General features: G+C 54.1%; 17 protein-coding genes. 9 read left to right on the top strand and 8 right to left on the bottom strand.

Annotated elements, in window-relative coordinates:
* Positions 1-93: 93 nt before the first annotated feature.
* Both ABEH87_RS14535 and alaC read left to right on the top strand, forming a co-directional pair.
* Complete coding sequence (locus tag ABEH87_RS14535; RefSeq protein ID WP_346577188.1) at positions 94-621, top strand: GNAT family N-acetyltransferase; 528 nt, start codon at positions 94-96, stop codon at positions 619-621.
* A gap of 122 nt (positions 622-743) precedes the next feature.
* On the top strand, positions 744-1979 hold the full coding sequence (gene alaC, locus ABEH87_RS14530) for an alanine transaminase (RefSeq protein ID WP_346577186.1): 1236 nt from the start codon (positions 744-746) through the stop codon (positions 1977-1979).
* A 42-nt stretch (positions 1980-2021) separates the two neighbouring features.
* On the opposite strand, the gene ypdK is transcribed toward alaC, so the two are convergent.
* The 3 genes from ypdK to ABEH87_RS14515 form a co-directional block, all read right to left on the bottom strand.
* Positions 2022-2093, bottom strand: coding sequence for a membrane protein YpdK (ypdK, locus tag ABEH87_RS14525; protein WP_156288194.1), 72 nt, complete (start codon positions 2091-2093; stop codon positions 2022-2024).
* A 99-nt stretch (positions 2094-2192) separates the two neighbouring features.
* Positions 2193-3221, bottom strand: coding sequence for an HlyD family secretion protein (locus ABEH87_RS14520; protein ID WP_346577184.1), 1029 nt, complete (start codon positions 3219-3221; stop codon positions 2193-2195).
* Between the two features lie 5 nt (positions 3222-3226).
* On the bottom strand, positions 3227-4828 hold the full coding sequence (locus ABEH87_RS14515) for an MFS transporter (protein WP_346577182.1): 1602 nt from the start codon (positions 4826-4828) through the stop codon (positions 3227-3229).
* Between the two features lie 162 nt (positions 4829-4990).
* Here ABEH87_RS14515 and ABEH87_RS14510 point away from each other — a divergent pair, with 162 nt between their 5' ends.
* The 4 genes from ABEH87_RS14510 (at position 4991) to ABEH87_RS14495 (ending at position 7636) form a co-directional block, all read left to right on the top strand.
* The gene (locus ABEH87_RS14510) at positions 4991-5776 is read left to right on the top strand and encodes an IclR family transcriptional regulator (protein WP_346577181.1); all 786 of its coding nucleotides are present in this window, start codon (positions 4991-4993) and stop codon (positions 5774-5776) included.
* A 12-nt stretch (positions 5777-5788) separates the two neighbouring features.
* Positions 5789-6238, top strand: a complete 450-nt coding sequence (locus ABEH87_RS14505; RefSeq protein WP_346577179.1) for a universal stress protein — start codon at positions 5789-5791, stop codon at positions 6236-6238.
* Positions 6239-6288: 50 nt separating this feature from the next.
* Positions 6289-7098 (top strand): hypothetical protein, encoded by an 810-nt coding sequence (locus ABEH87_RS14500; protein ID WP_346577178.1) that lies wholly within the window; start codon positions 6289-6291, stop codon positions 7096-7098.
* Positions 7099-7354: 256 nt separating this feature from the next.
* Positions 7355-7636, top strand: a complete 282-nt coding sequence (locus tag ABEH87_RS14495; RefSeq protein ID WP_346577176.1) for a hypothetical protein — start codon at positions 7355-7357, stop codon at positions 7634-7636.
* A gap of 151 nt (positions 7637-7787) precedes the next feature.
* On the opposite strand, the gene ABEH87_RS14490 is transcribed toward ABEH87_RS14495, so the two are convergent.
* Both ABEH87_RS14490 and ABEH87_RS14485 read right to left on the bottom strand, forming a co-directional pair.
* Positions 7788-7967: a hypothetical protein gene (locus tag ABEH87_RS14490; protein WP_346577175.1), complete on the bottom strand. Its 180-nt coding sequence runs from the start codon at positions 7965-7967 to the stop codon at positions 7788-7790.
* A 352-nt stretch (positions 7968-8319) separates the two neighbouring features.
* Entirely contained in the window at positions 8320-9546 is a 1227-nt protein-coding gene (locus ABEH87_RS14485) for an MFS transporter (RefSeq protein WP_346577173.1), read from the bottom strand.
* A gap of 175 nt (positions 9547-9721) precedes the next feature.
* Between ABEH87_RS14485 and ABEH87_RS14480 the strand changes: the two genes are divergently transcribed.
* Positions 9722-9853, top strand: coding sequence for a hypothetical protein (locus ABEH87_RS14480; RefSeq protein ID WP_346577171.1), 132 nt, complete (start codon positions 9722-9724; stop codon positions 9851-9853).
* A gap of 43 nt (positions 9854-9896) precedes the next feature.
* Here ABEH87_RS14480 and ABEH87_RS14475 read toward each other — a convergent pair whose 3' ends face one another.
* Entirely contained in the window at positions 9897-10106 is a 210-nt protein-coding gene (locus tag ABEH87_RS14475; protein WP_133841237.1) for a hypothetical protein, read from the bottom strand.
* 205 nt (positions 10107-10311) lie between these two features.
* On the opposite strand from ABEH87_RS14475, the gene ABEH87_RS14470 reads away from it, so the two are divergent.
* Entirely contained in the window at positions 10312-11559 is a 1248-nt protein-coding gene (locus ABEH87_RS14470; protein ID WP_346577169.1) for a mechanosensitive ion channel domain-containing protein, read from the top strand.
* A gap of 72 nt (positions 11560-11631) precedes the next feature.
* Here ABEH87_RS14470 and ABEH87_RS14465 read toward each other — a convergent pair whose 3' ends face one another.
* Positions 11632-13566, bottom strand: coding sequence for a methyl-accepting chemotaxis protein (locus tag ABEH87_RS14465; RefSeq protein WP_346577167.1), 1935 nt, complete (start codon positions 13564-13566; stop codon positions 11632-11634).
* 637 nt (positions 13567-14203) lie between these two features.
* On the opposite strand from ABEH87_RS14465, the gene ABEH87_RS14460 reads away from it, so the two are divergent.
* Positions 14204-15142 carry a pectate lyase gene (locus ABEH87_RS14460; protein WP_346577165.1) on the top strand — a complete coding sequence of 313 codons (939 nt, stop codon included), beginning with the start codon at positions 14204-14206 and terminating at the stop codon, positions 15140-15142.
* A gap of 131 nt (positions 15143-15273) precedes the next feature.
* On the opposite strand, the gene ABEH87_RS14455 is transcribed toward ABEH87_RS14460, so the two are convergent.
* Entirely contained in the window at positions 15274-15582 is a 309-nt protein-coding gene (locus tag ABEH87_RS14455; RefSeq protein ID WP_346577163.1) for a hypothetical protein, read from the bottom strand.
* Between the last annotated feature and the right edge of the window lie 98 nt (positions 15583-15680).

The following is a 15680-nucleotide window of genomic DNA, read 5'->3' as shown; positions in this document are numbered from 1 at the left end:
ATGGTGTGAATCTGCGGATCATTACACGGCGAAAAAGCGGCAGATAAAAGAGATGTGTTCTTTGTGGTTTTTCCCCTTTTAGCGAGAAGACTGATGCAACTCACGACTCAGCGACTGATTCTGACCCGGCTGCAGCCTGAAGACTGGCAGCTTTTCCTGGCGGTACACAGCGACGAAACCTGCATGAAATTTATCAGCGCGGTGCCGCAGCTGGCGGAGATTCGCCAGCGTTTTCAGGACCGGCTGGCCCCCTGGCAGGTCACCAGCTTCCATATGCTGTGCCTGGTGGTGCGGCTGAAAAAGAGTGGGCGCGCGGTGGGACTGATGGGGGCGAACCCGGAGTGGGCGCCACATCGTCAGGCCGAAGTCGGCTATTCCCTGTTCAGCGACTGCTTTGGTCAGGGATACGGCAGCGAGGCGCTGGCAGCGCTGTGCGATTTTTTGTTCAGCGACTGCGAGTTCCATAAACTCAAAGCGCAGGTGGTGGAGGGCAACCACGCTTCGCGTCGGGTGCTGGAGAAAAACGGCTTCATGCTGGAAGGGACGCTGCGGGATAATTATCTGTTACGCGGCCAGTGGGTGAATGACTGGGTGTTCGGGCGCATCAATCCGGCCCGATAAAAATTTTATTCTGCCCCTCGACAGGTTACAGAAATGTAAGATATGTTAATTCCTCGACCACCGCAGTGGTCAGCGTCGCTCGGATGGTCCGGGCGCTTACGTGATTCAGAGGATGCTATGCTATGGCTGACAACAGTTCCCCACGCCGTTTTTCCCGTATTGAACGCCTTCCCCCGTACGTTTTTAACATCACCTCAGAACTGAAGATGGCGGCACGCCGTCGCGGTGAAGATATTATCGACTTCAGCATGGGTAACCCGGACGGGCCGACCCCGCCACATATTGTGGAGAAACTCTGCACTGTGGCCCAGCGTGAAGATACCCACGGTTACTCCACCTCACGCGGTATTCCACGCCTGCGCCGCGCCATCTCACGCTGGTATGCCGACCGCTATCAGGTGGACATTGACCCGGAATCGGAGGCCATTGTCACCATCGGTTCAAAAGAGGGGCTGGCGCATCTGATGCTGGCGACGCTCGATCACGGCGACACGGTGCTGGTGCCCAACCCCAGCTATCCAATCCATATTTACGGCGCGGTGATTGCCGGTGCGCAGGTGCGTTCCGTTCCGCTGGTGGCGGGCGTGGACTTCTTCAACGAACTGGAACGCGCGATTCGTGAAAGCTACCCGAAACCAAAAATGATGATCCTCGGCTTCCCGTCGAATCCGACCGCGCAGTGCGTGGAGCTGGACTTCTTCGAGCGGGTGATTGCGCTGGCGAAGCAGTACAACGTGCTGGTGATCCACGATCTGGCCTATGCCGATATTGTCTATGACGGCTGGAAAGCCCCGTCAATTATGGAAGTACCTGGCGCGCGCGACGTGGCGGTTGAGTTCTTCACGCTGTCGAAAAGTTACAACATGGCGGGCTGGCGCATTGGCTTTATGGTGGGAAACAAAGAGCTGGTGTCGGCGCTGGCGCGTATCAAGAGCTATCACGACTACGGCACGTTTACCCCCCTTCAGGTCGCGGCGATTGCGGCGCTGGAAGGCGATCAGCAGTGCGTACGCGATATTGCCGAACAGTATAAGCGCCGTCGCGATGTGCTGGTCAAAGGGCTGCATGAGGCCGGCTGGATGGTGGATAACCCGAAAGCGTCGATGTATGTCTGGGCGAAGATCCCGGACCACTATGCGCATCTCGGCTCGCTGGAGTTTGCCAAGTTACTGCTTCAGGAAGCAAAAGTCTGTGTCTCACCGGGTATCGGGTTTGGTGATTACGGCGACACGCACGTGCGTTTTGCGCTGATTGAAAACAGCGACCGTATTCGTCAGGCGGTCAGGGGCATTAAAGCCATGTTCCGGGCGGAGGGTATTTTAGCGAGCACCGCAAAAAGCAGCGAAGACGAGGTGTAAAACAGTAAGGGTCAGGTTGTCCTGACCCCTTCACTTTTATCCCTACAGCATCAGATAGAAAGTGCCAACCCAGATTAACAGGATAAAAGAGATTCCCATCAAAGCATATTTCACGAAAAATTCCTCTGAACGCCCGGTTTGGGCAGGCTCGGAGGCTAATTTACCCGCATTACCCTGCAAAATAAAGGCCATTGTTATGAGACCTTTCTCACATTAATGCATTTCTAATTCAGGCACCACGGACATGCCAACGCGCAGACGCTCCAGGTTCGACTGGCCCGGCTCCAGCACGATTTTCACCGGCAGACGCTGCACCACTTTGGTGAAGTTGCCGGTGGCATTATCAGCGGCGATAGCGGCAAACGTGGAGCCGGTTGCCGGGGCAATGCTGTCAACATGACCGCGTAGTATCACGCCGGGAAGCGCATCAACGGCGATGGACACCGGCTGTCCGGCCGTCACATTGGCCAGCTGCGTTTCGAGGAAATTAGCCACCACATAGCTTTGTCTGAGTGGCACGACCGCCAGCAGGCGCGTGCCCGCAGCAACCCATGCCCCCTGACGGACTGCACGCTGACCCACACTGCCGGAAATTGGAGCGGTAATCCGGGTATAGGAAAGATTGAGCTGCGCCTGATCGACGCTGGCCTGCATGGCCGCGCTGTTTGCCTGTGCCTGTTTCAGGCTGGCCTGTAATACGGCGACTTCTTTATGCGCTGCGATTAAGGCGGCCTGACTCTGCTTTACCTGCGCTGCCGCGCTCAACATGGTGGAACTGGATTTTTGCTGTTCATCGGCTGTTGCGGTGCCGCTTTTCAGCAGGCGACGATAGCGGTCGGCATTTTGTCCGGCATAGTTCAGCGTCGCCTGGCTGGCGCTGACGGCGGCTTCGGCCTGGGCAATGGTGGCTTTTTGTTGCTCAAGCTGTGCCTGAATGCTGGCCTGACTGGCTTCGCTGACCTGCAGGTTGGCGTTGGCGGTCTCCAGCGCCACGCGATAGTCGCGGTCATCAATGGTGGCCAGCACATCGCCAGCGTTAACCTGCTGGTTGTCTGACACGTTTACCGTGCGGATATAGCCCGACACTTTCGGGGCAACCAGCGTGTAGTCGGCGGTCACTACCGCATCATCGGTACGCAGATGATGGCGGTTCATCGCTGACCAGATAAAAAAAGCGGCGATCAGAAGGACCAGCAGCAGGAGCGCCAGCAAAGCGGTGCGTTTAGCAGGTGTGAAGCTCATTATCATTATCCTGATGTTGGCGGAGCTGAAGTTAACAGGGTTTGCGGTGGCCAGACGCGTTTTGGCAGCCAGGCCGTCAGCAGGATCAGCAGCAGTGCGAAGCCGGTGAGCAGCAGATAGCTGTCAGCGATACTGAGGACTACGGCCTGATGTCTGACCAGCATGCTGAAATGGCTGAGGTTCTCCACCGAGCTGACGGAACCATCCGGCAGCAGCGGCATCAGGCTGCTGGCCGTATCGTTGCCGGTAGCGGTCATCAGCCACGGACGGTTACCCAACTGATCGACCAGCGTGTGGGAGTGAAACTTCTCGCGGTGGGTCAGGAAATTTTCGACCAGCACGCCGGCCGCGATGCTGGAAAAACCGCGTACGGTATTAAACATCGCGGAAGCAAAAGGCCCTTCCGGTGGCAGCACCACACTGGTGGCGCTCATCAGCACCGGCAGGATCATCATCGGCTGGCCGAACGCCTGTAATATCTGAATTAACCAGAAATTCTGACGCGCCCATTCCGCGGTGATTTGCATCCCCAGCAGACAGGAAAGGATCATTAACCCGGCACCTGCCGTCAGCATCCAGCGGCAGTCTATCCAGCGCCGGTTGAGCAAACTGGCAATCAGCGGGGCGATCAGCAGCTGTGGCAGACCAATCGTCAGTGCCAGCGGGGCGAACTGCGCGGTGCGGAACCCTTCAACCTGGGCAAAATACGCAGAGGGCAGGGCCGATCCTGACAGTGACACCATCAGCACCCCCGCCAGCACCAGCAGACCGTGCGTGAGGTTTTTTCGCTCAAGCATCTGCAGTCTGAACAGCGGCAGCGGGTGGAACCATTCATTAATCAGAAACACCAGCAGCAGGGCGGCGGCGCTCAGCAGCATGGCGCTAATCAGCGGTGACTGAAACCAGTCAAGCCGTTCACCCTGAGTCAGCCCAAGTATCAGCAGGGCAATGCCGCTGCAGCCGGTCAGCATTCCCAGCGCGTCAATCTGACGAAAACGCGTCAGCCTGAGCGGGTCCTGCGGCAGTCCCCAGCCCATCAGCAGGGCGGCAATCAGGCACGGGGGGATCACCTGCCAGAATGTAAACTGCCAGCCGACAGAATCGGTCCAGAACGCGGCCAGCGATGCGGCCATATTCGGACCGAACGTTGCCGTCATGGCATACGCCGCCAGCCCGTATAGTTTGATGCCGGGCGGTAAAAAGCGCAGCGCGACGGTCATCAGCATCGGCGGCAGCGCCCCGCCAAAGATCCCCTGGATAACTCTGAGCGCAATAAAGCCCGCTGCCCCGCTGACCAGCGGCTGCAAAGCGGCAATCAGGCAGAAAGCGAGGGTGACGGTCAGCGTAAAGCGGCGCAGTGAAAATGTGACGGCGAACCAGGGGGCGACCATCATCGCGGCGACTTCTGCTGCCTGATACGCGGAGGTGATCCAGCTGGCGGTATCAAAATCAATGCCGAGCGCCGGACGGATATCCGCGAGGGCCAGATCGGTAACGCGGTCGTTAAGACCGGAACTGAGCGCTGCGATCAACACTCCCACCAGACCCAGCGCCAGGCGCAGAGTAAAAGGGTGTGGCGGCGGCATGGCCACCGGTGGGCTGTTCATTGCAGGAACTCCGGATGCTATTATTATCGATGCACTGTATTGCATCGTGATACAAGGCCAGCGATATTACATGGTGATGCGCTGTATTGCAATGTGATACAGCGTGTTCAGTAAGCCAAATAGTGCTACAGTATTTGCCGATGACAAGGAAAGAGAATCCCAATGTTTGAGTCCTCAAACTGCCGCGATGACGAGCGCACCGGCGGCATACAGGTGATCACCCGTGCGGCAAAAATTCTGGATGCGCTGGGTGCCAAACCGAACGGAATGAGCCTGGGCGAAATTGCTCAGGCGGTCGATCTACCGCGTTCCACCGTGCAGCGGATTGTCGCCGCGCTGGACTCGGTGCAGCTGGTTCGCAGCCACAGTGTGGCCGGTGGAGTGCGCCTGGGCCCGGCATTACTGCGGCTGATTGCCAACGTTCACACTGATGTGGTGGCCATCGCCCAGCCCTGGCTCCAGACGCTGTGTGACACCACCGGGGAAACCGTCTCGCTGGCGCGCGCCAGCGGCCTGCAGCTGGCTATCGTGCACTATGTGGTGGCCGACCGTGAGCTGCGGGTCGTCCCCAGGATCGGCATGAACCTGCCGCTTTACAGCACCTCCGGCGGTCGTGCACTGCTGGCTCTGGAAAGTGATGAAACCGCGAGACAGCTGGTGGGTGAGGCTTACCAGGCCATCACGGAACTGACCGTGCGCGATTTTCCCGCGCTGCTGGCTCACTTAACCGAAATTCGCCGTACCGGCCTGGCCTATGACCGGGGCGAGACGTTGGAAGGGATCTCTACCATGGCGGTAGCGATCGATACTATTCTGGGGCGCTTTTCCATCAGCCTTCTGATCCCTGGCGCCCGTTTCCAGCGCCATGAAGCGCGTAATCGCGAGGCGATCCTTAAATGCAAGGAGGCGCTGATCGATGAAATTGGAAAAGCGGCATTACGAGACTGACAGGAGAAGGCTATGAAAACGCTTTTAGTCGCGGTTGATAACTCGGTGGTTGCCCGTAAGGTGGTTTCGCTGGCGACTGAGCAGGCGCTGGCACTGCAGGCCGACGTGGTGGTGGTGTGCTGCGTGGACATCAGCTATGCCGATGCCGGCCCGTTTGAAATCGAAGCGGGGGAAGACCCCGGTGATTTTGGTCTGGCGCTGGATGAGCAGAATACGGCGGAGGCCGTGGTGCGCCAGGCGCTGGCTGAGCTGCATCGCGCCGGGGTTACGGCTCGCGGCAGAGTGGTGGCGGGGGAATCAGCGGAAACGATTGTCTCTGAAGCAAACCGTCTGCATGCGGCGATGATTATTATGGGCCGTCGCCATCTTTCCTCTTTTAATCGCCTGTTAAAAGGATCGTGCAGCGCTGCGGTCATTGAACGCGCCAGCTGCCCGGTACTGCTTGACGTGCGCGCCGACTAACTGTGTTTTGACAGGCCGCCCAGCCGGCCTGATAATTTCAGGAACCTGTTTTGATTTCTCACGCTATTCTTGCCTCGCTGTTCTCCGCTCTGGTCTGGCTGGTGGTCACCGGCATGCTGCGAAAACGCAAAAAACTGTCAACCGCAGCGGCGTTGCTGCTGTTTGTCCTTCCGCTTCTCGCGGGTAATCTTTATTACTTTGGCTGGATGAGGCCGGAACAGCAGCAGCTGGCTAAGATTGACGCCGCTGCGGCACAGCTGGCCACGCTGCCGGTGTGGCGCACGGTCAGGGAGCAGCAGCCCGATCTGTATCAGCAGGCCTATGATGAGCTGCTCAGCCATCTGCGCGCCGGCATGCCGCCGCAGCAGGCGATTGACCGTCTGCGCCCGATGGTGGCTGATCTGCTTAATCAGCGTATTAATGCAGCCCGCGATGAGGACCTGATCGACTATATGCAGGTCTCGCTGGAGCAGATGAAACAGATGCGCAAGCTGGGAGCCGGGCAGTGTTTTCGTTTCCTGTTTCCCCAGGTGAAGGGCGGGGTCAGCGTCAGCGAGCTGTTGCCGAAAGCATTAATCGATCGGGAATTACAGTCGATGGACGTGCTGTTGAAGCACAGTCGGGGCGTTGAGCAACCTGTCGATTTAAAACAGGGAAGGGTTCAGCTTCAGGCGGTTGTCGGAGGATTGTATCAGCGCTGGGGCAGTGATTTGCAGACGCTGAATACACCGGCGGAGAGCGGAGTCAGTGAGAGCAAACTGTGTGATATGACGATTGATCTTTATCAGTCGGTTCTGGCACTTACGGGTAAAGACTCGGCAAATGTCTTACGTATAATTATTAGTGGAACTGGTAATTAGTTCCGGAAAAAAGCCCGCTCGCCGCGGGCATAAGTCATTCTAATTATAACAAAACAATTCCTGGTGTTGCGCAGACACCTCTCGGTGTCTGTAGGCATATTCGCATTGAAACCGCCGTTACGCTAAACGTCTGACTGAATCGATTCCATCGGCAAAACTTTGCATATGAAAAGTAAAATTGTGCAAATGCTCCACCGTCTGATGGATCCGGTAAACGGTATTGTTATGATGCGCCGCTAAAAAGAAGGAAACTATGATGAAAACTAAAATAATCGGCGCATTCGCGCTTTTGCTGCTGGCGGGTTGTACCTCCACCAAACCAGGGGCGTTTGAAAAGGTCGATGAAGATCCGGCCGTCAATACCGTGCAGTATCGTTTTGATCCGACAAGCGTGGATAAAGCGGCGATGGAAAAAGATATTGAACGTTATTGCCAGCAGCGTGGCTTTGACAAAGTGGAGCCTCTGAAACCGCAGAAGAGCCATGTACCGGGTCTGCAAAAGGCCTGGTATCAATGTAATTACAGTATTAAAAGTTAAAAAATAAGGGCGGGAAAATTCCCGCCCAATTTATTGCTACTCTACATTTCTTTTATATTGCTGTGTGCAGGCTTTGCCCACCCAACCCTGAACCCTTAACGAAACACCGTCAGGGTTCAGCGTCTATCAGTGAGTCTCCTCACCGAATTCTTTACCAGCCGCGCCGTGGACCACCACCGTGGTGATAACCGCCGTAGTAACCCCCGCCACCATGATACCCGCCACCGCCGTGGTATCCGCCCCCATCGCGATGATGAGGCGGGGCGATAATACAGCCGCTTAACATAACAATCAGAGCCATTACAGAGGTCGCTTTAATTATTGTTTTCATATTCATCTCCTGCCCTTTTCAATGACTACAACTTTACGAAAGAAAAGTGGAGGAATAATGCCGCGAATGTAGAGTTATTAGAAAATGTATTTCAAAATAATTCAACGAGAAAATTTATTCTAAACGATGATATTAATTGAATCAGAAAAGGATGAAAACATTTTTTGCTGACCAGGAGTCATCTGAAAGTAAGAGTAGGGGAAGGGACGTCTTTCTGCTGGAGAGAATATAACCGGGTGAACTTAAACCAAATAACCACAGCGTTTTTTCAGGGGGAATCTGCTATCTCCTGTTGTTGTCTTTACGCCCGCCGTGGTTGTCAGCGGCGGGCGTGGATGACTCGCTGGAACCATCAGGCGTGCTGCAGCGCTTTTTTCGCCTCTGCCGGTTTATGCGGCATACGGATGGTGGCTGACATCAGCAGGGAGATGACCAGCAGCGCCATAATCAGGCTGAAGGTAACGGTGAAACCACCGAACAGGGAGGCAATCAGCGAACCCATCACGCTGCCGATCCCGAAGCCCAGATAAATTACCCCGTAGTTTTTTGTCAGGTTGTTAAGACCGAAGAAGTCGCTGACCAGGGACGGATAAACGGTAATCGTGCCGCCGAAGCTGAAGGCCACGCAGGCGATGGCGATAAAGAAGCTGCTTTCACTCATATGGCTGAACAGCAGAATACTCATTCCCGCCAGAGAGACCACCTGCGCCAGCGTAATCACCCGAATACGTGCGACCTTATCTGACAGTACGCCCAGTACCAGGCGGCCGCTGAGGTTAGCAATCGCAATGATGGTCACCGCACTGGCCGCCGTCTGCGCGCTCAGGTTGACCATGTTTTCGCCAATGTCTTTCGCCACGCCAATCACGTACAGGCCGCTCATGCAGGCGGTCAGGAACATCAGTGCCAGCATCCAGTACTGGGGCAGACGCATTGACTGGGCCAGCGAGTAATCGCGCGACTGCTGGGACGTTTTGCTGGTGTTCGCCTGCTGTACCGGCGCTTCTTTCATCAGCAGGGCACCAAAGACGATCATACTCATCGCCAGGCCACCCCAGATCATAAAGGTGGTTTCCAGGCTGTAAACACTTAACAGATAGCTACAGATAAACTTGAAACCCAGGCTGCCCAGTCCGTATGCGCCAATGGCACAGGCGGAGATCACCCCTTTGCGTTCCGGGAACCATTTCACACAGTTCGACAGTGTCATCAGGTAACCGGCACCGTCGGCCAGCCCCACCAGTACACCCGCGCTCAGATAGAGCATAAACAGGTTATCTGCCTGCGAGGTCATCATCAGCCCCACCGCCATCAGCAGCCCGGCGGCAATAGTGACGTTACGCACGCCGAAACGTTCCTGTAATTTACCGGCAACGGAAGAGGCCACCGCGAGGCCGAGACTCAGCAGCCCGAACGAGAAGGCCACCTGACTGATACTGGTATCAAGCTTGGTTGAAAGCTGCCCGTTGAACAGGCTCCACGTATAGACCGAACCCAGCGCAAACTGGGTAATGATGGTGCCAATCAGGGTTAACCAGCGGGTGCGGTTAACGCGACTGCCTGCGGTTGCTGTGTTCATGAAAATCTCCCGGTGGGAATGCTAAGAATCTTAAATTAGGCCAATAGTAAGTCAGCCCTCTGAGCGACGGGAGAAAAGGGCATGAACTGCCATTACCAGGGAATGAAATGCCTGTAAAGCGACATGAATGGCCGGATGCCGGGCGCAGATGCAGAATCAACTGTGAGGTGATTTATTGATATATATCAATTTATTAAGAGTAATTAACGTTTCGCTGCGCGTTTATCAAAGCACTACCCTGGTGCTGAATGCGGCCGTTGCAGCCTGGCAGCTGGCGGAGGATTTCCCGGTATTTAAAGTGGTCTGATACCTTAATCCGCCCGTTTTCATCGGGCGGATTAAGTCAGCACTCAGCGAATATAGCCGCGAATCACATCGGCAATGGCTTTATTGGCTTCGCGCCCGTCACGGTGTTCAACTTCTTCCGCAATTTTTTCCAGGTACTTGTTCAGCTTGCCGCCCGTCGGCACATTGCCGTAAGCGATCAGCATCTGCACAATATTTCTCAGGGCAAGAACCTCTAAAGAGAGGCGTTCAACAACGGGATCTTTATCTGGCATAGGGTGCTCCGGTACAACAGTCAACGACAATCCCTACAGATTAACGTTAATAATGACGAATCAATCCGCAGAATATCGCTGTTTTTCGCGGCGATTCCTCTGCTGAAAATCTATTTAGCGCTGACGGGAGCAGACGATGGCCGGTAAGGGTTGAACCTGCCTCTGCCACAGGGCATGATCCCTCCTCGTTCGAAAAGGAGGCGCTATGCAACAGTTGATCGGCTTATTAAAGCAATATGGAATCGAACCGGATCACACCACTTCACTGATTGTCATTTTTGGCATTATTTTTCTCACCGCGGTCATTATTCACTTTATCCTGCACCGTATCGTCCTGCGTACTTTCGAAAAGCGTGCCAGGAACAGCAGTCATCTCTGGCTGCAAATTATTACTCAGAACAAGCTGTTCCATCGCCTGGCGTTTACTCTGCAAGGGGTGATCGTCAATCTGCAGGCTGTCCTGTGGCTGCAAAAAGGGAGCGACGCGGCGCTGATCCTGACGACCTGTGCTCAGCTGTGGGTGATGCTCTATGCGCTGATGTCCTTCTTCTCGCTGCTGGACGTGATTTCCGGTTTATCATATCGGTTTGCTTTCGCCGCACAGTTCCCGCTGAAGGGTATATTCCAGGGCGTTAAGCTGCTGAGCGCCATTGTGATTGGTATCATGATGATCTCGCTGCTGATTGGTAAATCCCCGGCGATACTGATCAGCGGGCTGGGCGCGATGGCCGCCGTGCTGATGTTGGTCTTTAAAGATCCGATCCTCGGTCTGGTGGCGGGCATTCAGCTTTCTGCTAACAGTATGCTGAAGATGGGTGACTGGCTGGAAATGCCAAAATACGGCGCTGATGGCGCAGTGACCGATATCGGGCTGACCACGGTAAAAGTGCGCAACTGGGATAACACCATCACCACTATCCCGACCTATGCGCTGGTGTCGGATGCGTTCAAAAACTGGAGTGGCATGTCCGCATCCGGCGGACGACGCATCAAGCGCTGCATTAATGTAGATACCACCAGTATCCGTTTTCTGTCTGAGGATGAAGTGGCCAGTCTGATGCAGGCACGCCTGCTGAAACCTTATATGGCGGCGCGTCAGGAGGAGATCAACAGCTGGAATGGTGGACAGCAGGAGAATGCCTCATCGGTATTGAATCAGCGCAGGATGACCAACGTGGGTACTTTCCGCGCTTATCTGACCGAGTACCTGCGTCAGCATCCGATGATTCGTCAGGATATGACGCTGATGGTGCGCCAGATGGCACCGGGTGCCGAGGGTTTACCGGTTGAAGTGTATGCCTTTACGAATACGGTGGTCTGGCTGGAGTATGAAGGGATTCAGGCTGATATCTTCGACCATATCTTTGCCGTAATCGGTGAGTTTGGTCTGCGCGTACATCAGGCACCAACCGGCAGTGACGTGCGGGCGATTGCGGGCGTGTCTGCACCCTGAATGATGGCAGGGCCGGTGTGATGTCAGGTCACACCGGCTTGCCTGTGTCAGCAATCTTTAATGTGTCCTCCTTTACTGTGCGGTACGAAACACGGCAACCAGCTCACGCAGCTGCAGTGCGCGCGCAGCCAGCTCATCCGCCGAGGAGGCTGACTGTTCAACCAGCACGGCATTCTGCTGAGTCACCTGGTCCATCTGATTCACGGCAATGTTAATCTGCGATACCCCGGCGCTCTGTTCCTGAGAAGAGGAGGAGATTTCGCTGACCAGCTGCGCGGTCTGCTCAATCGCACCCACACTCTGCTTCACCTTATCACCGGCGTCCTGTGCCATTGAAATGCCCTGACGGGCATTTTCCACTGAGAGGCCGATCAGCTGCTTAATCTCTTTGGCGGCGGTTGCTGAACGTTGAGCCAGCGCCCTGACTTCTGCGGCAACAACGGCAAACCCCTTGCCATGCTCCCCGGCGCGTGCGGCTTCAACGGCAGCATTTAACGCCAGAATATTGGTCTGGAAGGCGATACCGTCGATAACGCTGATAATCTCTTCGATCTGACCGGCGCTGGCGCTGATCTTCTGCATTGATACCAGGACGGATTCCATCGCTTCACCGCCTAACAGGGCGGCATCGGTTGCAGAACTCGCCATGCCGGCAGCATAGCGCGTATTTTCGGCGTTCTGCATGATGATCGAGGAGAGCTCTTCCATGCTGGCAGCCGTTTGTGCCAGTGATGCGGCCTGTTCCTCGGTGCGTGATGACAGGTCACCATTGCCTTTCGCAATCTCCTCAGAGGAGGTGGCAATCGTTGTGGCGTTATCCTTGATATCAGCCACCAACAGGGAGAGGCGCTCACGCATCTGCATCAGCGACATAATCAGGCTGGCCATTTCGTTATTACCGGTCACTTCCAGACTGGACGTTAAATCGCCGGCAGCCACATCGCTGGCAACCTTCGCGGCATCACTGACCGGGCCGGTGATGGAGCGAATAATGTAAACCGCCAGAATAATCACGCTCAGCGCGAGCACCGCCAGGATGCCGAGCAGTTCATACTGAGAGGTGCGGTGGCGATCAATTTGCTCCGATAACATATTGCCGATTTCGTCACTCGCTTCATTGCCAAATTTGTTGTACTGATTGATCGCATTAGTGAAGACAGCAACAAACTCCGCAGGCTGCAGATCGGTTTTTGTGCGGCTGACAAAGACATCCCCGGCGATTTTTAACGCTTCATTCGCCTGTTGCAGGGCGGTATCCGCTTTGGCGCTAAATTTCTCACGCACTTCTTCATCGGTGGTGAACGACTTTGCAAGGTTGGCGTTATACAGTCTCAGGGCATTCTGACCATTGAGGATCTGAAATTCCATTCGCGCATAGTCACTGTCCTGAATCGCTTGTTTGCTGGCCAGTAATGACGTTCCGCGCGCGCGGATCTGGCCCAGCGTTTCCGTTAATTCCGGCAGTCGGCTAAATGAGCTGATAATAAACTGGTAAGTATTTAAATCAGGGTCGAGTGACAGACCGTAAAAATCAATGACTTCAACATTGGCATCAAGCACCATGCGAATCAGTTCAGCGTGGCGGCTCAGGCTGGTCGCCAGAGTGAGCTGGCGGCTGTCGACGTCGCGCTGAAGCTGGTCCCACTGCACGGTCAGCTTGCTAAAGATCTGCACTGCCGCACCCTCGTTACTGGCGGAGCGCAGTGTCGTCTGAATAGCCGCACTCAGCTGGTTAATCTGCTCTTTTAAGGCCAGACGAGCGGGGGTATTAGGGTCATTCTGCGCGATCGCTATGGCTGCTTCCGCACGATGGCGCTGCATCAAATTAAGCAGGTTTAGCATCTCTTTTTCCACAGGGATACCCTGTAACTCTAACTCTTTAGCATTGATCTGTTGGTTACCCTCATGGATAAAAAGCCATGAAGGTACGGCAAACAGCAGCAGCGCGAAGAGTGCCAGAATCAGAAATTTTGCAGGCAAATTAATATTATTAAGTATTTTTTTCATTATTTAATTTCACTTATGTTCAATATGATTTTCAGTCAAACCATTGGTGAGTGAATAAGAATTAACCTCTGGGTTTTGATTAAGCTAAAAAAATCATTCTCTCCATCTGTCCTTTTTCATCACTCAATTATGCGAATGAGTTTTATTATCAGCCTATAAGCAAACTGTCTGGACAGACTGTGAAGTATAGGTTTCGCGGGGTGATTGTCCATGCTTAAAAAAGATTATATTTATTAATGCTGGTGGCGGCGGGTATTAATACATTCTTCTATTTTAAAGCGACTTATCTCGAATTTTCTGCAATTGCATGTTGATAATTAAACCACACGCATTCATTTTTCTTAACATTGGAGCAATGCGTTAAAGTTTCAATTCACTGCGCCGATAAGTGGGTTTTTGAGATTAACGTCTTATTTTAATCCTGATCGGGACAGATTTCAGAATAATAAAACCACAGGCTCAGAGGGGCTATAAATCAGGGCGGGATATCTTTTTCCGGTGAAAGTATTCTCTGCCTGGCCGCTTTGTTTGCCTGTCGACCAGCGGGGCGGCCAGCGGTGATGATGCCGGTGGCTCTTTCGACAGGATGTCGTACTCAGTGTTTTTTAATACGACGCAATGCGAAAAAGGGCTTTATATGACATATCCAACAAGTAAGCTGAATGGTCTGGTCGGTTTTGCAAAAGCAGCCAGTGTAACAGGCGGCTGGAATGGTTCGGTGGTGGAAATTAACTCGCTGGCGCAGCTTAACCAGTATGTCGGGGACAGCACGGCTCGCGTGCTGGTCATCAACAGCAATATTACTGCTTCCACGCTGACGAAGGTAAATCTCGGTTCGAATAAAACGATTGTGGGTTCATTCCAGAATCGCACACTGAACAACATTCATTTCCGCGCCACCTCTGCGTCGCAGAATATTATTTTCCAGAACCTGATTTTCCAGCACTCGGTCAATATTAAAGACAACGATGATATTCAGCTTTACCTGAACTATGGCAGTAAATACTGGATCGATCACTGCTCGTTTGTCGGCCATACCTGGTCCGACGGTGACGGCAGTCTGGATAAGCTGGTGTATATCGGTGAAAAGGCTGACTATGCCACCATTAGTAACTGCTATTTCGGCAACCATAAATATGGCCTGATCCTCGGACATCCGGCAGACGATAATAATGCGGCCTATAACGGTTTTCCGCATCTGACTATCTGCCACAGCTACTTTGATAATATGCAGGTGCGGGCACCGGGATTGATGCGTTACGGCTACTTCCACGTTTACAGTAACTATATCAACAAGTTCCAGCTTGGCTTTACCCTGGCTCAGAACGCTAACATCCTCTCTGAAAATAACTATTTCGGCGAGGGCAGCGCTAACAAAGGCATGCTGGATGATAAAGGGACGGGCACCTTTACCGATACCGGCAGCGTACCTGCCATTACCAATCAGAAGTCGCCTAAGAGTCAGTGGACGGCGGCGTCCAACTACGCTTACAGCGCAAAATCTGCCAATGAGGCGAAAACGTTCGCTGCGGCGAACGCCGGAGCGAAGTCAACAACGCTGGTCTTTGGCGGCTGATTAACGTTAACCCGCCGGGCATGAGTTAACATGGCACTGTGTAACAGCGGCTAATCCCGTTATCTGACCCGTAACGGAAAAGTGAGTCAGTTCAGCCCCGGCCTGGTCCGGGGCTTTTTCTTAGCCGTAAATTACGGGTGTGGGTATTCCGGCGTATTGCCCGCGTAGCGTCGGACTCGCTCCAGCATTGCCGCAGACGGTGCCTCATAATCGTACTCATAAGGCGGAACCGGCACGCGATCGGCCTGATAGTCCCTGAGGACCTGACGTGCATCAGCCAGATAGAGATTGTCCCTGATGTGCAAAAAAGCTCTGGCATCATGCGTATAGCCATACTGCTTTTTTGTCCGCTTATAGCGCTGCAGATCGGCGTGACCATTTTTCAATGCACTGCGCGCCGGGGCTGCAGCAATTGACCCTGACCCAAAATCCTGCTCCATTCAGCAACAGAATTCCGGCATGATAAACACTCCCCTGAACGGAGGTGGTGCCGATGAAAAAGTCACGATTCACCGAAGAGCAGATTGTCTTTGCCCTC

Origin of the sequence: Erwinia sp. Eh17-17, from assembly GCF_039675725.1 — a bacterium.
Classification (GTDB): Bacteria; Pseudomonadota; Gammaproteobacteria; order Enterobacterales; family Enterobacteriaceae; genus Erwinia.
This window is presented reverse-complemented; position numbering and strand designations above follow the sequence as displayed.